Source organism: Acinetobacter sp. Leaf130 (genome assembly GCF_001423205.1).
Lineage (GTDB): Bacteria > Pseudomonadota > Gammaproteobacteria > Pseudomonadales > Moraxellaceae > Acinetobacter > Acinetobacter calcoaceticus.
This window is the reverse complement of record NZ_LMOE01000001.1, coordinates 1,526,193-1,550,092: the sequence shown is the minus strand read 5'-3', so window position 1 is coordinate 1,550,092 and position 23,900 is coordinate 1,526,193. Positions and strand designations below refer to the sequence as shown.

The 23,900-nt window shown below is 39.8% G+C and carries 16 protein-coding genes; 6 read left to right on the top strand and 10 right to left on the bottom strand.

Annotation, left to right across the window (positions count from 1 at the left end):
* Positions 1-49: 49 nt before the first annotated feature.
* The 8 genes from ASF86_RS06760 to sbnA all read right to left on the bottom strand — a co-directional run bounded on the left by ASF86_RS06760 (position 50) and on the right by sbnA (position 13,290).
* Positions 50-1,375: a Y-family DNA polymerase gene (locus tag ASF86_RS06760; RefSeq protein ID WP_056480679.1), complete on the bottom strand. Its 1,326-nt coding sequence runs from the start codon at positions 1,373-1,375 to the stop codon at positions 50-52.
* Between the two features lie 262 nt (positions 1,376-1,637).
* A complete protein-coding gene (locus ASF86_RS06755) occupies positions 1,638-3,887 on the bottom strand; it encodes a TonB-dependent receptor (RefSeq protein ID WP_056480678.1) in 2,250 nt (749 codons plus the stop codon).
* Between the two features lie 155 nt (positions 3,888-4,042).
* Positions 4,043-4,813, bottom strand: coding sequence for an HpcH/HpaI aldolase family protein (locus ASF86_RS06750; RefSeq protein WP_056480677.1), 771 nt, complete (start codon positions 4,811-4,813; stop codon positions 4,043-4,045).
* The gene (locus ASF86_RS06745) at positions 4,806-8,333 is read right to left on the bottom strand and encodes an IucA/IucC family protein (protein WP_056480674.1); all 3,528 of its coding nucleotides are present in this window, start codon (positions 8,331-8,333) and stop codon (positions 4,806-4,808) included. Before ASF86_RS06745 ends, ASF86_RS06750 begins: the two co-directional genes overlap by 8 nt.
* Positions 8,330-9,535 (bottom strand): MFS transporter, encoded by a 1,206-nt coding sequence (locus ASF86_RS06740; protein WP_056480672.1) that lies wholly within the window; start codon positions 9,533-9,535, stop codon positions 8,330-8,332. Before ASF86_RS06740 ends, ASF86_RS06745 begins: the two co-directional genes overlap by 4 nt.
* Positions 9,536-9,538: 3 nt before the next feature.
* Positions 9,539-11,179, bottom strand: a complete 1,641-nt coding sequence (locus tag ASF86_RS06735; RefSeq protein WP_081407647.1) for an IucA/IucC family protein — start codon at positions 11,177-11,179, stop codon at positions 9,539-9,541.
* Between the two features lie 71 nt (positions 11,180-11,250).
* A complete protein-coding gene (gene sbnB, locus ASF86_RS06730; protein WP_003652251.1) occupies positions 11,251-12,264 on the bottom strand; it encodes a 2,3-diaminopropionate biosynthesis protein SbnB in 1,014 nt (337 codons plus the stop codon).
* Positions 12,265-12,285: 21 nt separating this feature from the next.
* A complete protein-coding gene (sbnA, locus tag ASF86_RS06725; RefSeq protein ID WP_003652249.1) occupies positions 12,286-13,290 on the bottom strand; it encodes a 2,3-diaminopropionate biosynthesis protein SbnA in 1,005 nt (334 codons plus the stop codon).
* Positions 13,291-13,814: 524 nt separating this feature from the next.
* Between sbnA and ASF86_RS19115 the strand changes: the two genes are divergently transcribed.
* Positions 13,815-13,934, top strand: a complete 120-nt coding sequence (locus ASF86_RS19115; RefSeq protein WP_080632082.1) for a hypothetical protein — start codon at positions 13,815-13,817, stop codon at positions 13,932-13,934.
* On the opposite strand, the gene ASF86_RS06720 is transcribed toward ASF86_RS19115, so the two are convergent.
* Together ASF86_RS06720 and ASF86_RS06715 are read right to left on the bottom strand one after the other, a co-directional pair.
* Positions 13,931-14,953, bottom strand: a complete 1,023-nt coding sequence (locus ASF86_RS06720) for an ABC transporter substrate-binding protein (protein WP_056480669.1) — start codon at positions 14,951-14,953, stop codon at positions 13,931-13,933. The two genes, ASF86_RS19115 and ASF86_RS06720, sit on opposite strands and share 4 nt — an antisense overlap.
* Positions 14,954-15,544 (bottom strand): ANTAR domain-containing response regulator, encoded by a 591-nt coding sequence (locus ASF86_RS06715; RefSeq protein ID WP_003652246.1) that lies wholly within the window; start codon positions 15,542-15,544, stop codon positions 14,954-14,956.
* A 386-nt stretch (positions 15,545-15,930) separates the two neighbouring features.
* Here ASF86_RS06715 and ASF86_RS06710 point away from each other — a divergent pair, with 386 nt between their 5' ends.
* The 5 genes from ASF86_RS06710 to ASF86_RS06690 are packed head-to-tail and all read left to right on the top strand — an operon-like array spanning position 15,931 to position 23,892.
* On the top strand, positions 15,931-16,272 hold the full coding sequence (locus tag ASF86_RS06710; protein WP_056480667.1) for a hypothetical protein: 342 nt from the start codon (positions 15,931-15,933) through the stop codon (positions 16,270-16,272).
* An 11-nt stretch (positions 16,273-16,283) separates the two neighbouring features.
* A complete protein-coding gene (nirB, locus tag ASF86_RS06705; RefSeq protein ID WP_056480665.1) occupies positions 16,284-18,830 on the top strand; it encodes a nitrite reductase large subunit NirB in 2,547 nt (848 codons plus the stop codon).
* 14 nt (positions 18,831-18,844) lie between these two features.
* Positions 18,845-20,467 carry a nitrite reductase small subunit NirD gene (gene nirD, locus ASF86_RS06700; protein WP_056480663.1) on the top strand — a complete coding sequence of 541 codons (1,623 nt, stop codon included), beginning with the start codon at positions 18,845-18,847 and terminating at the stop codon, positions 20,465-20,467.
* A gap of 18 nt (positions 20,468-20,485) precedes the next feature.
* Complete coding sequence (locus tag ASF86_RS06695) at positions 20,486-23,266, top strand: nitrate reductase (RefSeq protein WP_056480661.1); 2,781 nt, start codon at positions 20,486-20,488, stop codon at positions 23,264-23,266.
* A complete protein-coding gene (locus tag ASF86_RS06690; protein ID WP_056480659.1) occupies positions 23,263-23,892 on the top strand; it encodes a molybdenum cofactor guanylyltransferase in 630 nt (209 codons plus the stop codon). Before ASF86_RS06695 ends, ASF86_RS06690 begins: the two co-directional genes overlap by 4 nt.
* Positions 23,893-23,900: the final 8 nt, after the last annotated feature.

Here is a 23,900-nt window from a genome sequence, read left to right as displayed (position 1 = left end):
TTCAAGTAATTTAATGAAGCTTATTTTAAACTGAATTGACAAAAACAGTTCATGTATTTTGTGTAACGGCTGTAGAGTTCTCTTCAATTACGAGTAGCTCATTCCATCGAGTTAGATAGTTTTTTGACCGGTGACATTGTTTCATATGCCAAGATGGGCTACGCGAATGATAGCCCACTTGTAAATAGTGACTACCGAATCGATTACGCACTGTACTTAGTGTTTTCATGAGTTGTTGTCTTTGCTGGATCAACTCAAGAGGTTGCCATAAATCATCAATGTGATGTTGACGGGCGTGCAAACCACAAAATAAAACTCCAATCTTAATGTATTTTTTATTTTCTTTATATAAAACATCAATTTGTTGCATTGCTGCTTTGGTTAATATGCATAGATCATCTGTTGCATACGTTAAGCCAATTGCTTGAGATGACGCTTTTTTATAAGGTGGTTTATCTGTTTTTTCATAAAGCATGACTTGAATGCACGCACAGAGTTGTTCTTGTTTCATTAAACGCCGATGAGCACGATTGAGATGGAAGATAAGCGCTTGTTTAATAATCTCAATGCTGGATAAAGCTTGAGCGAAACTTCGTGATGCTAAAATTCGTTTTGTTAGGATGGCAGGATCATCAAGTTGAATGCAGGATTGGCCTTTTAGCTCACGAATGGTACGTGCCATAACCACAGAAAAAGCTTTGGCTAGATGGTATTCATTGGCAAAAGTTAAGTCTAAGCATGAATAAATTTCATAGCTTCGTAGTTGTTTGACCAATTGGTAGCCAATTCCCCAGACTTCTTTAACAGAAGTTTGTTGCATGAGGTCTTCAAGAAGTAGGGGATCTAAAGTAGTGAAATTACAAATCCTATTAAAGCTTTTAATTTTTTTGGCATAGTGATTGGCTAACTTTGCCTGAGTTTTTGAATATCCGATGCCAATACAACAAGGTAAGCTTAACCATTCATCTAGCGTTTCTACGACTTTGCCACAATAAGAATGGATCTCTAGAGATTGAAGATAAGGAGTCAGACGTATAAAGCACTCATCAATAGAATAAGCCTCTAAATCATCGGATGAGAAAAACTCCCCAAGAACCGAAAAAAAGCGACGAGACATCTCGGCATATAAAGTGTAGTTGCTTGAATAGACGTGTACGCCTGCTTTGAGAGCTTCTTCTTCAATTTGATACCATGGGGTTGCCATCTTTATACCCAGGTCTTTTGCTTCTTCGCTGCGTGATACAACACATCCATCGTTGTTAGAAAGTACCACAACAGGCAAACCAATAAGTTTGGGATTGAATAGTCGCTCACAACTGACATAACAATTATTAATGTCTACAAGCGCATAAATTTCTCGATGTGAAATTTCCATTATGATTTCCCCTTAAAATATTACTAAAGCCACATGCATGAATTGGATTTCATAAACACGATGTTGAAAAGTGTTGGGAGAAAATCACATCTTGAATATGTAACAAAATCAAGTTAACAAAATTTCTGCTGGAAAGCTAGGGGATTTCCGACAACCTTGCTTTTAGCCAACAAAGAAAAGAAGATAAGGCTTAAATAATTTTTAAATAAAAAAGGAGACCGTATAGATCTCCTTTTTTGTGACACATTCTATGTAATTTTAATTACCATTTATGGCTATAAGAAACTTTAAGCGTTGCGCCATTTGCGACTAAGTGGCTGGTGTTATTACCAGATCTTAATAATTGACTATAGAGAGGATAGTATTTGCGGTTAAACATGTTCTCTAAACCAATCGTCACAGTGTCTTTTTTGTTAAGCGCAAAGCTACTGATTAAATCGGCTGTTGTATAAGTTTTTACATCGTAGCGACCAAAACTATTTACACCATTCAAGCGGTAATCTTCTGAACCGAAGTAAGTTGCTTGTAGACGGTTGGTCCAAGTTTCAGTTGGGCTATAAGAAACGTAAGCTGTAAGTTTTAATGGTGGAATACGGAAACCTGTCATGTCTTGTTCAGCACCGTTTTGAGGTTTTTCACGGCCTTTCATCCACGTAACACTACCACCAGTTCCCCAAATATTTGCATCGTCAAGATAATCAAGTGTTGCTTCAACACCAGTGACTTTCTCTTTGGTTCTAAGCATAACCAAACTATTACTCACTGGTTGCACAGCACCAAGGTCAGAAGTAGAGTGGAATACCGCTAAACTTGAAGAGAAGTTATTGAAATTTCCTTTCCAGCCCAACTCATAGTTATCAACTTTTACAGGCTCTAAGAATGATGAGCCAAGGTTAAAACCTGTGTCGGCATTTCGGATGATCACACCGACATCAGGTAACTGAAAGCCTTGGTTAAACGATGCATAGATCGAGTGTTGATCATTTGGAGAGAAAGTCACATTAGCATTGTATAACCATGCATCAGCTTTCACTTTTCCGCCCGGAACAGTGTAAGGGTTGGTTTTGCCTAATTGTGATAATGGAATAAAGCTATCAATTTGTGCATAGCTGTCTTCATAACGCGTACCAGCTTCAGCTGACCATTGATCATTAAAGCGGTGTTTTAACTGTAGAAAACCACCCACACTTTGCGTGGTGAGTTCAGGTAAATAAATGAGCTTGCCAATTTTTACAAACTCTAAACCACCAGATTGATCATAAATTTTTTGATCGAAAATATCCAAAGGCATTTCGCTTTTTTCACGGCTAAAGTCGCCACCCCAAACCAATGAGGTATCACCTAAAAACTCAAGTGGTGTGGTAATAGTTAAACGGCTACCGAGTACGTTATTTTCTTGATAGACCTGATCCACTTGTCCACCGCGTGGGCTGACTTTATCTGGGGCAACACGTGCGTCAAATGGTGAAAAACGAGTAAAGAAGTCACGGTAATAAATTTGAGCATCAACCTTATTACCAAACAGGTCTTTATGGTTATAGGTTAGATTGTATATCTGGTTTTCGTTTTTAGTCTGGTCTTTGAGTTTTAAGCCTTTAATGGCTTTCGCTGGTACAGTTCCAGCAGGGGTATTCTTAACCCTTGTGTCAGATGCATAATCTGAGTCTTGTTCGGCATTATAATAATTAGCGGCAAATTGTAGGTATTGATTGTCATCAATATGGTAACCCAGCTTGCCGCCTACGCTGTAGGCATCGGCATCATAAAGGTCGCCCTGACTTGGTTCTGGTGCAACTCGGTCACCACTTGCATCGTACGGACTACCAATACGCTGATAGCCAAAGTCGAGTGCATAGTCAAAGGCGTTAAAGCTGCCTGTGAAATATTGGTGAATATCTCCACCCAAAGCATCAGAACGGAAATTCGTTAAAGGTGTTTGTAGCCCAATGACGGTTTTTGCAGTAGGTTCACCACCCGCAGCTTTCGTGGTAATTGAAATAATACCACCCGCAGCGCCACCGCCATAAATTGCGTTACTGCCGCGAATCACTTCAATGTTCGCAATACTCTCAGGATCAATTGCTGAAAGTCCTCTAGCTGTATCACGTGTAAGGTTCATTGGCACGCCATCGACCAAGATTAGGGCATTACGACCACGTAAAGTTTGACCGTAATCGGTAATGGTTCGGCTTGAGTCAGACAGGCCCGGTACAGCTTTGGCTAAAACGGTTGCAATACTTCCAGAGGAACCATTTCTTAAAAGTTCAATTTGTTTTTCATCTAGTTTGGTGACTTGTTTAGCAGAAGTAGAAAGTTCATCTGCACGTGAAGCAGTAATTGTAATTGTAGGGAGTGCTTCAGGTTTCTTTTCTGTTTCTGTGGTTTCAGCAGGTGAAGCTGCAAATGCTGAATTTGAAAGAAAAATAGCCCCACCAAGTGAAAGGAGTGGAATGATATTTTTAACTTCTGACTTTCTCGTAAAAAGCTTATTACTTTTTATCTTATTTCCCATTTTCTCGCCCTGAGAGTGATTTTAAATTGAGCGAATTATAAATGAGAATCATTGTAATTAACAATATTATTAATTGCTTAAAAAATAATATATCTGAAATTTATTCAATGCATTAGGGGAATAAGTGTTTATTCCCCCAAAAAATTGAATAGTGATTAGATTTCTTTAAAAGCATTGAGGTGATTTTGATGGGCGCGGCGGATAATGCTGCGGTCATCACCGAGTACAAAAAGCTGAACAGATTGTTGTTTCCACGCCGCGATATCCTCAGGTTGTCGGGGAATAGCACAGAAATGCTTTTGACTATTTTTTGTCTTTGCATACATCTCTTGGACTTTTTCTTTGACCTTCGGATGGCTGGTTTGCCACGGCATTCCCATAGATTGGGAAAGGTCGGCAGCACCTTCAAGAATAATATCGATGCCTTCGACTTTTAGAATTTCATCTAGTTGTTCTAGTCCTTCTAAGCTTTCAATCATGGCAACCATAACCGTCTCGCTTGCAGCTTGTTGAACAAAACTGGCTAAATCATCAATGCCGTATCGATTTAATCTTGTCGAATTCAGTCCTCTTTGACCAAGCGGCATATAGTGGCAATAATTCACAGCTTCTCGTGCCTGCTGGGCATTTTCAATACGCGGGAAAACAATGCCAGTTACCCCTGCATCAAGCAAAGGTAAAACTAGGTGGTTAGCATTTAAAGGCACTCTTACAAACACATCAATAGACGTGGCTCTAGCTGCTAAAATCATGGTCTCGACTTGGGACGTGGTAAATAAAGTATGTTCCAAGTCGATAATAATAAAGTCATAGCCCGCAAGTGCCAGTTGTTCGACATTAATGGGAGATGCTACGGAACAAAATATTCCGTAGAGCATCTCACCATTTGCTATTCGTTTCTTAAAAGAAATCGAATGCTTATTCATATTCGATTTCCTTAATAAGGCTAAGCGGGTTCGGTGTGGTTTGTACTCTTAAGCGAATTTCCGGAAGGAAACGGCGGCTTGCGAGCTGTTCAATATCGATGGTGTCATCTGTAAAGTTAAACAATTCATATCGCTCGGCAAACTCTGGATGAGCTTCCTTGTGCTGATTGATGATGGTTCTTAACATTGTCCAGAATTTGATTTCATCGAAGTCATAATGCTCATTTAAGAAAATCGCTAACTCTGCCAAATTTACAAACCAAAGTGCATCTTGAGTAAAGTCTCTTAACTCATTTGAAGAGTGGGTTTCCAAGAACGAGTTCGGGTTAATTTTGGCGTGCTCTTTTGGCGCATCTTGTAAGTTAGGTAAAAGATCTGGCTCACGTAAAAGATGACGACTAAAACGAATTCCATCGTGGAAATCTTTCAAGGCTGCCTTAACTGGCAGGCCATTTTTATGAATCAGTACCATGTTTTGGGCATGTGACTCTAAAGCGAGGCCGTGGCACCATAAAATATGCATGATAGGCAAATAAGCATTGGTGAGTAATTTTTCTAACCAGAACTCGATACCGTACTCTTGAATCCACTCATCAATTAAAGGTTTTTGGTCAGTATCGACTTGCATTAGGCCAGTTACAGGTGTTGCCGATTCACCTTCTTTTAAGTAGCTGTAAATACTTTCGCGCCAAATGCAGGCGAGTGCGCCGTATTGAACAGGTAAAGCAATTTGCTGGTTAACTGAAAGACCGCCAATCTCTCTTAGAATGACAGGCTTGCGATGCTTTTCTAAAATATGGTCTTGCTCGACAATGTTATAAAGCCAGTCACTCATTTTTGCCGCATTTTGAACGGTATGCGGTGCCAATACACGAGATGTGGAGGTATTGACTAAGTTCATTGCCAACTTGAGAGAAAGTGCCGAGATATCGCTAATATTTGATAAGGTTCGAATCGACTGCTGAGGTAAATAAGTTGACCCTTCAATGTCTAAAGAGATGATCAGTTGGTTGCTGATTGCATCTTGATAATATAATTCAATAATTTTATCCCACTGCCACGGGTGAATTGGAGTGAGGATATAATCTTTAAAATCTACATTTTGCTCTTTCAATTGATCATTAATGGCTTGTAGATCTTTTTCTGAAAAATGCTGTTTATAAAGCTGCTCTAAGTTAATGGTTTCACTTAAAACCAGTTTGCATAAACTGTTATGAGTCGCTGCCCATTTAACCGTAAAACCTTCAGAAAGCTCAGGTGCATATTTTTGATTTTCTTTTAAATCGAAGCCAATACGAGACTTAAAGCTTGGATGGTATAAATGCGCATTGGTAATCCTTGCTTCTTGTTCTAAATAAGGCAAAGTTCTTAAAGGTTGGGCAGGTGCTTGGCTCAAAGTCTGCGCATGTTTAACGTAAGTTAAATTGAGTTCATCATTAAAGTTTTGCCATTTAACTGGGTCAGCTTCAATAATATTTTTTAGATCGGCAAGTAGCATTTTTAAGTTAGGACGGGTTTCAGCGCCTAAAGTAATATCAGAACGGACTAAGCTTGAAGGATCTAACTTAATTCGTTTAAAGCTGAAATGTCGTTTAGCCGCACAGGTATAAAAAATGGTATCGGAAATATAAAACTTGATCTGACCTTTAGAAAGTTCATATTTAAAGGTATTTTCAAAGATAAGCGCTTCTAATAATTGGCCCATCACTCGATTTTCTGCAAGAGTCTTATAGTTGGCTTGCTGTGTCGGTTGAAGAGGGCAAAGGGCTTCTGCGCCGCGATATTTATAAATAGGATTTTCAACTTCAATCCAGATTGGATTGCCACCACTGTGGTAGAGCGTATTTAACATATTTGCCTTAATTGGTAATGTGAGTGAATTAATTAATAAATCGCGGTAGTGCTGACCTTTGGCGGTAAATTTTTCTTGTGTAAGGGTAAGTCGTGTTGCTTGCCAAAGTTCAGATTCTTCAATTACGGTAACTCGTGCAATCGCGCTGATGAGATGAGCAATATGGTTGATAACGAGGTAATATTTTAAAAAGGTCCATGCATCTTTTTGAGAGAACCAAACGGTACTATCTTCAGAAATAGATGAGTCATCTTCTATCATTTCTGGAACAATACTAATGCCTTCCATATCTCGAAGAATGAGGCGATGTGGATAGCCATTTTTAAATTCCATTAAACTGTTTTGCATATGCGCTTCTACGCTAATGCCTTTATTTGCAAACAATTCAATTAATGGAATGAGTGAAACTTTAACGTACTGTTTCCACCAAAAAGTAATGAAGTCTTTTGCATCAGGTGCTTGTAAATTTTGGTTGGGTGCAGCTTGTTGAATAAAGCTTAATAGAGGAATTTCATAGTTTTCATTTTCTTCAACCAAGCCACCGAGCATTCTTGTATTTTCTAATACCTCAGGCGTGAGTCCAGCTCTATAAATAATGCCAAATGAACTTTCAAGCTCTGGAATTTTGACTGTTTTCGCCTCTAACTCTGGCAGAATCACAAGGTCTGGATATTGCTCATTAATCTTGTGATTGATAATAATTTTGCTTGCATCAATAGCTCTTTCCATTTCATCCATTGGGTTATTACGAATGAAACTGGTAATTCGCACATCAATTGAGAGCTTTAAGAATAGGTTGGATTGAGGTAACCACACTGTGCGAACTGATGAGGTAGGCCACACGGTTTGGCCTAATGCACCCAGATGTATGATTTCTTGACTGTCTAAATATTTCTTTAAAGATGAATGTTGAAGTAAGAAGTTAGCTTGCCAAGGGTGGGTTGGCATGAGCTCATAGTTGGCTAGATTTTCTTGCAAGCGCTCTTTTGCAATGTTTAAAACTTCATCTTCAATACGGTTCGAGGCTTGAGTTTCACTCATTAATTTTTCTATTAAAGAAGAATGAATTGCGAAGTAGTGGAGTTGGAAACTTGCACCTAACTCAGGGCTATACTTTTTCATGTCTTCTTTAGAAAAGCCTAAGTTGGCTTTAGAGGTGACATGAAAAGGGTGGCCATATAACATTCCTTGTTCAGTAGCCTGAAAACCACTCAAAGCTTTAGATGTTGTTTGAGATGGTCTATTTTCTAAAAAGAATTTTGTGTTCTCGATACTATTGGCAATATCGGAATAAAGGTTCTTGTTCTGGTTTTTGTCTTTGAATAGGTTATTTAACTCATCGGTAATGAGTTTCACCAAATTTTTAGGATCATTTAGAGAGTCAAAAGTATTTTCGCTTAAGTTTTGCAGAGCAAAGCCACGCTGATATCGATGATAGCCAGTGGTTGAGAAGTGTTGAACTGCACCATAAACAATCGTATTAGACGCATTAAACGTATAAGAAAAATAGATTGAGTTCGGCTGTTCCGCATCTCGTGTGAATAAAGGGGAATCTTGAGCTGAGATAATGTGCTCTTCAAGATCTACTTTCAGTTCGCGAAAGAAAGTATTCAGGTACTGTTCGAAAAGTTTATAAGACCATGCATCGGTTGTAATAATTGAGTTCATTCTTGTGCCTCTTCTAAAATTGTATCCATTAAGAATCTATTCAAAATCACCACTAAGCCCGCACCGATAAAAAATAAAGAGGTGCAGATTAATGCGGCTGTAATATTGAAAAATGAGTAGGTAAGCGTGATGGTGATCGGACCAAAAAGTTGGCCTAAGACAAAAGCACTGTTAGAAATGCCGATCACTTTTCCTTGGCTTTGAGTGCCAGCTTTTAGAGAAATCGTGTGTAAGATCGAAGGAATAAGCGCTGCGAAGCAAAAACCTTGTATGAGTCGCAATATAAGAATGAGCCAGAGATTAGACACCCATATCAACGCGAAAATCGTGATGCCACAAATTAAAGATGCGTAAACGAAGTTATTAAAAGAATCTCCCTTATCATCATTTCTTTTTCCCCAATAGGTTGCCGCAATAAAAGCAGCTCCCCATGAAAGCGCATGGATTGTGCCTGTTAAACTTGCAGCAGATAACGATGAATGAGTGCTTTGGCTTATTTCACTAATATATAAAACGAAGCAAGACACTAAACCAAAGCCGCCGGCTTGCACCAAGATGCCAGCACTCAGCCAAGAAAAAATTGTTCTATCAAAAAAGTCTGGAATTTTAGATTTTTCTTTGTTTTTTACAGCCTCAGCTTTAACTGGATTGGCTAATAAAAAGGATGCGATCACAATTAATGTAACTACAATAAATGCAGTTGCATTAAGTAATATTTCAACCCGCCAGTGGTCCATAAATATACCGCCGAGTACTGGACCACACAGGCAAGCTAGCGCAACACTACTTTGTAGTTGCCCAAAAGCCGCACCTCGTTGTTGTTCATTAGAAAGATATGAAACATAGGCATTTAAAATGACTGAAAGACCGCAAAACCCAAGTAAAATCCGCGCAAAAATAAATAGGTATAAATGCTGGGCGCTAGCCATGAGCAGTATGGAAATACAAAAACCAGCCAATGAAAGTAGCAGTGCTTTTTTATGGCCAAAAGTGTCTGATAGGTGACCAACAATCGGTGCGGTAAATAAACTGCCAATTGCGGGTGCAGCGAGTGCCAAACCTGCCCAGATAGTGGGAGCACTCATATGCACCGTCAGTTTTTCCATATAAAGCGGCATGATCGGAATAAGCACCATGAGCCCGAAAGTGGAAAAAAACTGACAGAGCAAAATAACGAAATGATCTAGGCGAGATGAGCGCATGATTTAGATATCCATGGTCTCATAGCTAGAAACAGATAAGCCTTGATAAGGGTTTGACGTGGTTCCGATTTTGCTTGGCATTCCCGTCGAATCACTTTCTTGGGCTAACAGCGGCGTAAGTAGCTGTTTGAACGGCCAAGTCTTATTGTCAAAAAGATAGGTTTGAATTTGAGACTTTGTCTGTTCTGAAATCGGTTGGGTTTCTACAAAATCATGAATAATGTCTTGAACCATCTCCCAAAAATCGCTTTCTGAACGATCTGTATATTTCAACGCAGCTAAAGCAATTGGGTAGAGGTTAATTTGAATCCCTAAGGTGATGAAGTAGTTAAATAAGTCTTCATTTTTAGTAAAGATAAGATTGTTTGGCGTGCTCGTGTCGATGGTATAGATTGGAGGAGTAAACCCACTTTCTTCAATTGCTGGTGTGCATATTCTTAAGGTATCGTGGTCACGCAAAATAAAGCATTTGAACTTATTATTTTCATAACACACCATGGTGTTTTGCCCATGGCATTCAGGCATGATTCCTTTCGACCAAAGCGTTAAGAATGTTTGAATAAAATGAACGCTAAGATCTTTTAATAATGACCATTTATCACCTTCAACGCCTAAAGTTTTCCAAGGGTCAATATAGGTGCAGCTTAAAGCCGACATGGTAATTGGGGTGACGTTTTTATCTTGGCAAAATTCGGGTAGGTGCCTTACTTGGCAACCGATTACACCTAAATTTTTTACAATGTGCTCTTGTTTACCCAGTACCCACCAATGCGTTTCATTACTTAAAAAGAGGTGATTTTTTATTAAAGGAGTTTCATTAATGACTTCATTTAAAAAATCATATGCCCTGTGACCATTCATTAAATAACGTCCGGGCATAGAACGGATCGCACCTAATGTTTTGGCATTTGTTGATAGTTTTAAATGCAGATTAGGATTTGAGTTGTGAATAAGGGTTCTTAAAGATGAAGTCGGTAAACCAATTGTCGTGACATGGTTCAGGTCAATACCGTCATACTTATTTTCTTCAAACTTTAAATAGCGATGTTGAGTCTCTAATAAAGGAAGTGCTAAGTAGTCATCTGAAAGCTCGGCCATTTTTTCAGTAATAAGGTTGGTTTCAGAGTCTGATAGCAATAGTTCTTTATAAGGAATTGAATCCATATTGTTGATCACGTCATCTTTCTTAAAAGCCCACCAATACACTTCAATTTCTTTTTGAGTCGTAAGTGGTGCAAGTTCACCTTTTGAGTGAGCGAACGGATGAAATGGACGATCAGCTACCAGCGATAGCAATTCACTGGTAATTAAAGGCGAAGAAAATGAAAGTGCTGACTGTAAAATTTGAGGGATTTTTTCAGCCGTTACTAAGTTGTCGAGCCAATAGTCAATCGCTTTTTGATGATGAGGTGAGGGCCACCAAGATGCTTGGGTTAAATAGGTAAAAACTTCAGAAATAGAAATTTTAGAAGTCGTATTACTCGAGAGGTTATGAAGTAAAACTTCCGGTTGAGTAACATAGAAAGGATTTACACCATCTACTTTTAAACAGCTGAAATAGAGTTCCAACTCATCATTTAGAGTGATTGCCAGATAAGGCTTTTTATAGGAAATATGATCTCTAAAATCTCCATAATTCTCCATGTAGAGGGCATCTATTGTTTTTTGTAGTTGTGCTGTGTAAATCCGATCTAGCATTTTAGTTATTCCTATTCTTATAAAAGTGGTAGAACCGTGCCAACGTTTTGTTCTTGTGCGGCATTGAAGAACCATTTAGCGCAAACAATGTCATCAATCGCCATGCCCATTGGATTGAGCAAAATGATTTCATCTTCATGTTCGCGGCCGTTTTTATGACCAATAATGATGTCGCCAAGTTCAGCATGCAGTTTTTCACGACTGAATAAGCCGTCTTCAACTAGTACGTTGATGACTTTCTTTTCTCGATTTGATTGGTCCCAGTCGTCCACAATAACTTTGTCCACTTTTAAGAAGACTTCAGGCTCAATATCCATAATTGAAATATTTGAAACAAAGCAGCCCTTTTTAAGCCACTCAAATGGGATGTAAGGCTTATCTGAAACCGTACAAGTAATGAGTACATCTGCTTGTTGAATCGCAGATTTGGCACTGTCATGAATTTCAATTTCTAGATGTGGATATTCTGAAAGAAACAAGGCTTTGAGTTTTTCAGCTGCTTCAGGGTTCACATCAAATAAATGTATTTTTTTCACTTGAGCGTATTGTTCAAGCACAGTCTTAATCTGCATTTGAGCAATTGGTCCGCAGCCAATCACGGTAATATCTGAAAAGTCTTTTTTAGCTAGATACTTAATCGAAACACCCGTAATTGCAGCAGTTCGCATTGCGCTAATTAAGCTGCCTTCCATCACTGCGACTGGGTAATTTGTTTCTGAGTCATTCAGAACAATCAGTGCGCTGGCACGCGGAATATTGAATTTTTTAGGGTTATGTTGTCTTGAACCAATCCATTTGATTCCGGCAATCGGGTCGTTGCCGCCTAAATAACAAGGCATTGCAATAATACGGTCAGCAATGTGGTCTGCACCTTGCCAGCGGAGGTAAGGTTTTAGGGGTTGTACAAACTGTTTATTTGCATGGAGGGTTAAACCTTCAGTAATCGCTTCAATAAATGAATTGCTATGATTTGCACCAAGATTTAATAAATCTGATTGACTAAGATAACGAAGAGTAGCCAAATTGCTCATGAATATGTCCTAAGGAGAAGGTTAAACAACATTTTGTAAAGTAAGGTTTTCTTGACGTCGTAAGTTTCGATTGAAGTGACGTTTCTTGATCATTTCGAACCATTCATCGGCATAAACTAGATCTAGATAACGGTCGCCTCGATCAGGCAGCAGCGTTAAGACGCATGAACCTTCGGGAATGGTTGGAATGAGTTTTTTTATGGCTGAAATAGATGAGCCGCTTGAGCCGCCTGCAAAGATTCCTTCATGTTCAAGAAGTTCTCTGCAACCGACTGCCGATTCATAGTCATCCACATAAATGACATCATCAATTTCATCGGGGGAGAGCAGAGGTGGAACAGTACTTGCTCCAATACCGGGAATTTCGCGTGGACCAGATGTGCCCCCAAACAAGACAGAGCCAACAATATCGACTGCAATCACTTTTAATTCTGGGAACTTTTCTTTAAGGCGACGGGACACACCCATAATCGTGCCGGAGGTGCTTGCCCCGATCACGAGGTAATCAATCTTGCGATCAATTTGATTTAGGATTTCTTCAGCTTCACCAAAATAGTGGCTTTTCCAGTTGTTTGGATTTGCATATTGATTAATCCAGACAGCATTCGGCAGTTGTTGGCATAGCCGCTTTACAGTGTCAATTCTGGTTTTTAAATAACCGCCGTTTTGGTCTTTTTCAGAGACCATTTCGATATTGGCTTTGTAAAGCTTCAACATTTGTAAGTTTGCTGAAGCAATTTTCGGGTCAATAACGGCAGTAAATTTTAATCCGTATATTTTGCATGCCATTGCAAGTGCGATGGCTAAGTTTCCTGAAGAACTTTCAACAATATGACTATCTTTATTAATTACTCCAGATTTCAGGCCTTCCTGTAGCATGAATAATGCTGGACGGTCTTTAATACTTCCTCCTGGATTTAACAATTCCATTTTCGCAATCACTGAGATCGATTGATGCGTGAATAGCCTTGATAATTGTAATAGTGGCGTTTTGCCTATGCAGTCGAGAATATTTTCATGGATCATGGTAGATCTTCTCAGGTTTTTATGTGATGTGAATGATAATGATTATTAATTTAATTATTATTACCAATTGTGACATGATTGTTGCGGTTTGTAACGCAAAAGAGGGGTGACTTATAGGAATTTTCACTAAATTTTTTTGTGTAATTATTTGAATGTTAATATTTATATTTTATAAAGTGACTAATTAATAAATGTTTTAAATATAACTAGATAGGCAATAAATTACTTTTCACCTATAAAAAATAATTTAATGAGCATAGGGTTTTGCAAATTAAAACTCGTGACTGAAATTGCTTTAAAATTAAATCGGAATATTTGTGCTGATTAACATATTTTATGCAGCCTACATTTTGTAGAGTTTATGACCACATTTAACGCCTACAAAAAAAGCAATATTCAAAGGCTTGCTTAAAATGTTAAGGATGATTAAGTGAAATTGATGATGTGTCAGTTATTGATATGAAAATGTCTGAAAATGATACGTTTAGATGGATATGATCATGTCCATAAGCGCTATATTTTAAATGGATCAATTGAGTCCAAAAAGTATAGTAATGCGTGTTTCGCATTTTGTCTTATGGGTCTTTCAAGCTGTCTTTTATATAAAAGACAGCTTTTTTTTGTTGATTGATAGGGCGTGTTAGACGAAATTAAGCTGTTTCGCTTGTTCATAAGCCGCAAGATTGATGCATTTATGACCCAGTGCATTGATTTGCGTTTGGTCTAGCTGAAGGTCATCCCACTTCTGCATTTGCTGAAAGAGCCAATAAAAGTCTTCTACTTTCGGAAGAGCGCTTTCTTTTACCAAATGACGGACAATATTCTGAATCATATAGTATTTGTCGACATGCACTTCTTCGGAGCAATGAAAACGAACAATTCCAAATTCGACCAATAATTTTAAAATTGGAGCAAAGTCTTCTAGTTCGCTAAGTTCTTGCTGAGCTTTCATAATTGCAGCGGTGAGTGCAACCAGCGTTTGTGGATGCTGTTCAGCCCATTCTTGCGTTACGGCTAAAACCTTGTCAGCCACAGGTGGAATAATGTTCTGGCTTGAGCAAATCATTTTACTTAAACCGAGAAGCTCGCCTTGAGTATTCCAAGGTTCTCCAACACAGAACCCATCAATCACATGTTTATCTAGTGCTTCGACCATATAAGGTGGTGGTAAGGTTTTGAGCTGAATCGATTGAGCGAGTTCAGGGTTTGCTAAAGCTAACCATTCTCTTAAACAATAATGATGAATGGAGTGCTTAAACACATGTGCTAAAGAAAGGGAATGACCTTGTTCAATGTAATGCACCACTTTTTGCGCCGTTACTTGAGCTGTATCATTTTCTTGAAGTTTAAGTTGATGTGTTAATTTTTGGCTTAAGCTGATAAATGCACGATTTTCACTCAAAACTAGTGAGGTTTGCAGTGGTGTACCAATTTGATCTGATCCTACTGCGGCCGCAGGTAACATTGCAGATAAGCAGTGAGCTGCATCTAATAAACCAAAAGCAAGGCGGTCGCGAAGACTTGCCCATGAAGCTTCTTTAACTAAAGTAACATCGAGCCCTACTTCGTCAAAGAAACCTCTTTGTTTTGCCCAAAGCAATGCAAGACAATCAAGCAAAGGAATATAGCCGAGTTGTAACTGAGTCTTTTCTATTGTGCTCATTTATTCATCCTTTAGTTGATTGCCAAGTAATTTTTGGGCGTCAAGTAAACGCCGCGCCATTTCTCCAATCGTGATACGGTGGCTCATGGCATTTTTTCTGAGCAACTGGAATGCTGTATCTTCAGGAAGGCCATGGAGTTGCATAAGTAAAACTTTGGCTTTTTCAACATCTTTACGATCAGCGAGTTTAGTTTGAGCATCTTTTAGATCTCCTTCGAGTTTTTTGTGTTTTTTATATTGCTCAATAGAGATTTCTAAAATGGTATGTAAGCGGGCAGGGTCTATGCCATCAACAATATAAGCAGTCACCCCCGCATCTATGGCTTGTTTGATTGTGTCTTTATCTGAATTTTTTGTGAACAGAACGGTAGGAAGGTCATAGCTACTGACACAGCTTTCAATAATGTCACGGTGAGGATGGTCCATATCAAGCAAGATCACATCAGCTTGTAAATGTTCGAGGCGAAAGATATTCAAGTGGTCCAAAGTAAGGCAAGCGACCACTTCAAAATCATTTTCAAGCAGACTTTTTCTTATATAGTCGGCTCGCGCATGATCATCATCAATAAGGGCTATTTTGAGTTTTGGCATAAGTTCAGAAAATCAGGCTAAGAAAATGCGCCAATTCGACGCGTTTTTTGTTATCAGTTTTTTAAGCAAGATTAGTGCCATCGAAAACTAACGAAAAAATCGAGCTTTAATGGCACTTTAGCATGCCAAAGTATGGGTCTGATCAATCTTGGTGCAAAAATACGATTCATTTTGTAGCAAGGCGTATTTTTATTTAAACCATATAAGTGTGCAGTGATGGAGCAGGCAAAATAAGACTTAATTCTTTACCTACACATTGAAAATTATTATCTATATGAAATTAAATATAAAAAATATTATCTTATTAAGTTTTTAAAATATTGGCATGCAAAGTGCTTACTTAATTACAGGTCGAAGACGACCAAGAGTTTTAAAGACGGCCAACGATGTCCGTTCTGATCGAGTTTGTGAGTGCAACCGTACACACAAAGAAGTTACGTTCAGTCGGAGTGAAGGTCATGTCTTTATTTTTATTGCATAAAAAAGTTACATCTGAATTATTTAAATTTTCAGTTCCAGCGATGCGAGCCTTCTCTATGAGGGGGCTCGCTTTTTTTATTTCTTTTTATGACTTTGCTGTGCATTGGGCGTCGTCAATGAGTGAAAAAAATTGGTTTCAAGCAGCTAGATGCTTCGTGATGTTGATTCGCTTCTCGGTAGAGCACAAAGCAAAAGAACAACGTCTATTTGAGAACGTAATAACGCAGCTTAAAAGCAACGTGATTTGAGGAGAAACACTATGAAATTGGTAATGATTGGTCATGGTATGGTGGGCCACAAATTCATCGAAGCCATTTTAGAAAAAGCAGATGATGAACTGGAAATCACTATCCTCGCGGAAGAACCTCGTATCGCGTATGACCGCGTACATTTGACTGAATATTTTTCGGGGAAATCGGCAAAAGATTTATCTTTAGCTCGTTTTGACTTTGCTGATGCTCATGGCATAGACCTGCGTTTAAATACCAAAGCAACTGCAATTGATACTGCCGCACAAACAATAACAACCAATCATGGCGATGTGATTAGCTATGACAAATTGGTGTTGGCAACAGGTTCGTATGCGTTCGTTCCTCCAATTTCGGGTAATGACCGTGAAAACTGCTTTGTTTACCGTACCATTGAAGACTTAGATGCGATTCGTGCAGCGAGCTTGAACGCTAAAACTGGCGTGGTCATTGGCGGTGGTTTGCTTGGTCTTGAAGCAGCTAAAGCATTACGTGACTTAGATTTGGAAACGCACGTTGTTGAGTTTGCTCCACGTTTGATGGCAGTTCAAATTGATGACTTGGGTGGTAAAGTTCTACGTCGTAAAATTGAAGATTTGGGTGTAAAAGTTCACACGCAAAAAGCGACTCAATGCATTGAATGCGGTGATAGCACAACTCATGTGATGAAGTTTGCTGATGGTAGTGAACTTGAAGCAGATATCATTTTATTCTCAGCAGGCATTCGTCCACGTGATGAGTTAGCACGTAATAGTGGTCTGGCGATTGGTGAACGTGGCGGTATCGTGATTAATGATTACTGCCAAACCTCAGATAGCAACATTTACGCAATTGGTGAATGTGCGCTTTGGCAAAACAAAATCTATGGTTTAGTTGCACCGGGCTATGACATGGCACGTATTGCAGCGAAACATGTGTTAGATGAAGAATGTCACTCTTTCGCTGGTGCGGATATGAGCACCAAGTTGAAATTGATGGGTGTTGATGTTGCATCTGTAGGTGACGCGCATGCCATGACTCCGGGTGCATTAAGCTACTTCTATACAGATGAGCATGCACTAGTTTATAAAAAGATTGTTGTAAATGCAGACAAAACTAAGTTGCTTGGTGCAGTTTTAGTGGGCGATGCCAAAGAATATAACGACCTTTTACAAATGATGTTAAACGGTCTGGATTTACCGGCAGTGCCTGAAAGTTTAATCATGCCGGGCTTTGAGCAATCAGCAGGTAAATCTGGTGGTAGCGGTGTAGATTTACTTCCAGATAGCGCAACGATCTGTTCATGTAACAACGTATCAAAAGCAGACATTTGCCAAGCAATTAGCGATGGCTCGACTTCTTTAGGTGCATTGAAGAAATGCACCAAAGCAGCAACTGCATGTGGTGGTTGTGCACCATTAGTAACTCAAGTATTGAAATCTGAGTTACAACGTCAAGGTGTAACCGTTAACAACCACATTTGCGAACACTTCCCGTACTCACGTCAAGAGTTGTATCACTTGGTTCGTGTTAATGAAATCAAAACTTTTGATGACTTGATTGATCAACATGGTCATGGTTTAGGGTGTGATATCTGTAAACCTGCTGCGGCTAACATCTTAGCATCTTGCTGGAATGACTTCGTACTTGAACCAAGTCATGCAGGTCTGCAAGACAGTAACGACTACTACTTGGGTAACATCCAAAAAGATGGTTCTTACTCGGTCGTACCACGTATGGCTGGCGGTGAAGTGACTCCAGATGGTTTAATTGCCATTGGTCAAATTGCCAAGAAATATAATCTGTATACCAAAATCACTGGTGGTCAACGTGTCGATATGTTCGGTGCACAAGTTCATGAGCTTCCATTCATTTGGGAAGAATTGAATGCTGCTGGTTTTGAATCGGGTCATGCATACGGTAAGTCATTACGTACCGTGAAATCTTGTGTCGGAAGTACTTGGTGTCGTTATGGTGTAGACAACTCAGTTGGTTTAGCGATTGAGCTTGAAAATCGCTACAAGGGTTTACGTTCACCACATAAATTAAAAATGGCGGTGTCTGGCTGTACACGTGAGTGTGCCGAAGCACAAGGTAAAGACGTTGGTATTATCGCGACTGAAAAAGGTTGGAACCTTTATGTGTGTGGTAATGGTGGTATGAAACCGCGTCATGCAGAATTGCTTGCATCTGACCTCGATAAAGTAACACTCATCCGTTATATCGACCGTTTCTATATGTTCTACATTCAAACAGCAGACCGTTTACAACGTACCAGCGTATGGCGCGACAACATGGAAGGTGGTTTGGACTACCTTAAATCTGTGGTGGTTGATGATTCTCTTGGGTTGGCTGCTGAGCTTGAGCGCCGTATGGAACATGTCATTGGCACATATCAAGATGAATGGCGTACTGCGGTAGAAAATCCTGAAGTTCGTAAACGCTTCCAAACTTATATCAATGCAAGTGCAAATGAACAGGCCGATCCACACATTCAATTTACGACTGAACGTGGCCAAATCCGACCATTAACAGACGTTGAGCGTTCAGAAGACCGTATTCCAATGGTTGAAGCATAAGCAGGAGAATTTCTATGAATATTGTACAAGACAAAAATATGCTTCCTGATGATCAATGGATTGATGTGTGTGCACTAGATGATTTAATCCCAAACACTGGCGCTGGTGCGCTAGTGGGTGATCAAGCAGTTGCAATCTTCCGAGTTGGACATGAAAAACGCGTTTATGTGCTGAGCAATAAGGATCCATTTAGCCAAGCCAACGTCATGAGCCGTGGGATTATTGGCGATTTACAAGGTGAGCGTGTAATTGCATCACCAATTTATAAACAACACTTTAGTTTGGCAACTGGTCGCTGTTTAGAAGATAAAGATCAAAAACTTTCAGTTTATCCAAGCAAAATTGTTGATGGTCGTGTTTTGATCAACCTCGTGCCACAAAAAACTTATATTACCAATACAGGTGTCTCTCAAGACAAACTTAAACTAGTACTGATTGGTAATGGCTTAGCAGGTATGCGTTGCCTAGAAGATTTACTTGATATGGCGCCAGATCGTTATGAAGTCACGGTGATTGGTGAAGAACCTTGGGGTAACTACAACCGTATTATGTTATCTCCGGTTTTATCGGGTGAAAAAACCATTGAAGACATTATGCTGCACCCACCAAAATGGTATAGCGATAAAGGCATCAAATTTATTGCAGGCGACAAAGCTGTAAAAATTGATCGCCCACGTAAAGTGGTTTACACCGAAAAGGAACAAACAGTTGATTATGACCGTTTGATCTTGGCAACCGGTTCGGCACCATTTATTCCTCCAGTTCAAGGTGTCGATTTAAAAGGTGTTTTAACCTTCCGTGATATTTATGACGTTAACACCATGATTGAGTACTGCGGTTCAAAAAGCAATGCAGTAGTGATTGGTGGTGGCTTACTCGGTTTGGAGGCAGCTTACGGTTTAAAGCAACGTGGTATGAATGTGACCGTATTGCATTTAATGGACCGTATTATGGAGCGTCAACTCGACGGCCGTGCGAGTCAGTTACTTCGTCATAGCATTGAACAGAAAGGCATTAATATTATTACCGAAGCCAATACAGAAGCATTGGTAGGTGATGAAAATGGTCATGTAAAACAGATTCGACTAAAAGACGGTACTGTTTTAGATGCAGACCTTGTGGTCTTTGCAGTTGGTATCCGACCAAATATTAGCTTGGCACAAAGTGCAGGTTTACGCTGTAACCGCGGCGTATTGGTGAATGACACTATGCAAACCTTTGACCCAAGTATTTATGCTGTGGGTGAGTGTATTGAACACCGTGGGCAAACATTTGGTTTGGTTGAGCCATTATGGGGCCAAGCCTTTATCTGTGCGACGCACTTGGCTGAGCATGGTAGTTTAACCTTTAAGGCACCGACTGTACCGACCCAGTTAAAAGTCAGTGGTGTCGATGTATTCTCTGCGGGCAATTTTGAGCCGAAAGATGATTATGAAGACATTATCCTGAACGATGAAAAACGCCAGATTTACAAACGCATTATCATTCAAAGCGATAGAGTAATTGGTGCAGTATTGTTTGGTGATACTGAAGATGGCATGTGGTATGCAGAGTTAATCGCAGATCAAACCCCTGTTTCTTCATTCAGAAATAAACTGTTATTTGGTCGAGATTTTGCATTAAAAAATGCAGGCTAAATAGGGAAAGGAGCAGTTATGAACAGTATTCCAAGCGTTGAAATCGATAGCTCCGATCATGTGGCAAAAACAACTAAAACAACATGTCCATATTGTGGTGTTGGTTGCGGTGTCAGTGTACACGTTCAACAAAAACCTCAAGGGCCTGTGGTTCAAGTTGAGGGGGATGCAGAGCATCCCTCCAACTTTGGACGCTTATGCATTAAAGGTAGCCGTCTTGCGGATACTTTGGGGTTAGAAACACGTGTTTTACAGCCAATGATGGGACGTAAGTCTCATCGGACTGTAACTACATGGGATGATGCAATCGATAAGATTGCCGATAAATTCCAATCTTGTATCGATCAATATGGTCGTGACAGCATCGCTTTTTATGTTTCAGGACAATTGCTTACTGAAGACTATTATGTCGTTAACAAATTTGTAAAAGGTTACTTAGGTACAGCCAACATCGATACTAACTCACGTCTTTGTATGTCATCAGCGGTGGCTGGACACAAACGTAGCTTTGGTGAAGATCTTGTACCAGCAAGCTATGAAGATTTTGAACACGCAGACATGGTGGTATTGGTGGGTTCCAATACTGCATGGTGTCATCCGGTACTTTATCAACGGATTATGCAGGCAAAGAGCCAAAACCCAGATATGTTTGTGGTGGTGATTGACCCACGCTTTACCAGTACCTGTGAACAAGCCGATTTACATTTGCCGATTTTACCGGGCCAAGATGTCGCCTTATTTAATGGCTTATTTCAATACTTATATCAAAATGGTCATGCCGATCAAGCTTTTGTCGATACCTATACCGAAGGTTTACAAGAAGTTTTGGCGAGCAGTCAGCCAGAAACTGATATGGAGTATGTGGCAAAGCGTACAGGAATTGCGCTAGATAAGTTACAGCAGTTCTTTGAGAAATTTGCTCAGACAGAAAAAGTGGTAACCCTATTTTCAATGGGTGTGAATCAATCCACTCAGGGTGTAAATAAAGCCAATAGTATTATTAACTGTCATTTACTCACTGGAAAAATTGGTAAACTGGGCGCAGCACCGTTTTCAATGACCGGGCAACCCAATGCGATGGGTGGCCGAGAAGTGGGTGGCTTGGCAAATATGCTAGCAGCTCACATGGATTTAGATAACCCACTGCATCAAAAAGTCGTGCAAACCTTTTGGGATAGCCCATTCATTGCTAATCAAGCGGGCTTAAAAGCAGTTGATTTGTTCCGTGCTGTTGAATCAGGAAAAATTAAAGCCATCTGGATTATGGCAACTAATCCTGTTGTGAGTTTGCCTGATGCAGACCAAGTCAAACGTGCATTAGAAAAATGCGAGCTGGTCGTGGTGTCAGATATTTGTGCAGATACCGATACGACAGCATATGCTGATATTTTACTTCCTGCTTTAGGTTGGGGAGAAAAAGACGGTACTGTAACTAACTCTGAACGCCGTATCTCTCGTCAGCGTGCTTTCCTACCTGCTCCAGGTGAAGCAAAAGCAGACTGGTGGTCAGTGAGCCAAGTTGCGAAAAAATTAGGCTTTAATGGTTTTGACTTTGCGGGTCCTAGTGACATCTTTAATGAGCATGCGGCACTATCTGCACAAGATAATGTAGATATAGATGCGCGTGAAGAAAGTAGTATTTTTCGTTATTTCAACCTTAAAGGTTTGATGAACTTAAATGCTGCTGAGTACGATGCTCTGCAACCTCTACAATGGCCAGTGTGGGATAAAACCCAAGATGCTAAAGCCGTTCAGCAACTGTTTGGCAAGGGCCAATTTAGCTATAAAAATGCGAAGGCAAAACTGATTCCAACGGTCGCAATTGATCCAGTTCATGCAGTTTCGGAAGACTATCCACTCATTTTGAACACTGGCCGTATCCGTGATCAGTGGCATACCATGACCCGTACTGGCTTGTCAGCAAACTTAACCAGTCACCGCGCAGAACCGTTCTGTGAGATTCACCCGAGCGATGCGCTAAAGTTTGGTGTGCGTGATCAAGGTTTGGTTGAAGTTCGTTCAAAGTGGGGCAGTTGTGTATTACGTGTGACATTCTCATCGGGTGTACGTCGTGGGCAAATTTTTGCACCGATTCACTGGACTGAACAAGTTGCCTCCGACGCTCGTATTGGTAAAGTGGTTAACCCAGAAGTTGATGCAATTTCAGGCGAGCCTGAGTTTAAACATACACCTGTCACCATTCAGCCGTTCTATACCACTTGGCAAGGTGTGCTCTATGTTCGTGAAGGATATGATTCGCATATCCAACAATCGCTACATCACTGTGCATGGTGGACTAAGGTCAAAATGGTTAAAACCAACCGTTATGAGCTTGCAGACCGCCAAACTTTTCATGATACTCAAAAGAACCTGAAAAATTTCTTGCCATTTGCCGATGAAACTTTTGAATGGTTAAGTATTGAAGATATCTCTTCACAACTGAGTCATAGCGTTATTTTGAAAGATGGCATTGTAATTGCAAGCTTATATATTGCACCGCCAGATTTATTGCCAGACCGTGATTGGGTAGCGAGTCTGTTTAAACGTGAGCGTTTAAGTGCCTTGCACCGCAAAGCTTTGCTAGCGGGCATGCCAATGTCTGCTACAAATAATGATGGGCCTTTAGTGTGTAGTTGTTTTAAAGTGGGTAAGAATAAAATTATTGAAGCCATTAAAACGCAAAATATTACTCATGAAAAACAGGTCACTGCTTGTTTAAAAGCGGGTGGGAACTGTGGTTCATGTTTACCTGAAATCCGTGGCCTGATTAAAGCTTGCCAACAGGAGGTGGAAGTGTGAATAAGGGATATCCCGTAACTGATCTGGTCATTCTGGCGGGTGGACAAGCCCGCCGTATGAACGGTTTAAATAAGTTGTTGCAGCAATTTGATGGTGAACCCCAACTTCTTAAAATTCATCAAAAATTAAAACTATCAGTGTCTGAAATTTGGGTGAATAGTCATCGCGACTACTCCATCTATCAGAGTATTGTGCCAGATATTAAATGTTTTCAAGACGATGCTTCTGGATTTTTCGGCCCACTGATGGGTATGAAAAGTGCGTGGTCACATGTAGAAGCAGATTATGTTTTGTTTATTCCCTGTGATGTGACCTATGTACCAACACAAGTCGTTGCCAAATTACACAGTGCACTTAGGAAAAATAAACAAGCTCAAGCCGCTTATGTGTCAATTAATGGAGATGCCTTGTACCCATTTTGTTTGTTAAAGCGTGAAAGTCTAATCACGATAACAGAGCAAATTGAAAAACAATGCTTAAGTTTGAAAGAGTGCTTTAAGCTTTTACATGCACAAGTCGCCATATTTCAAAAACAAAATTTATTTTTTCATAGCATCAATTCTCTAGATGAGCTTCAGCAATACAAACAAATCACAGCATTTAAAGAAATTTTTACAGCAAATTAACGATATAT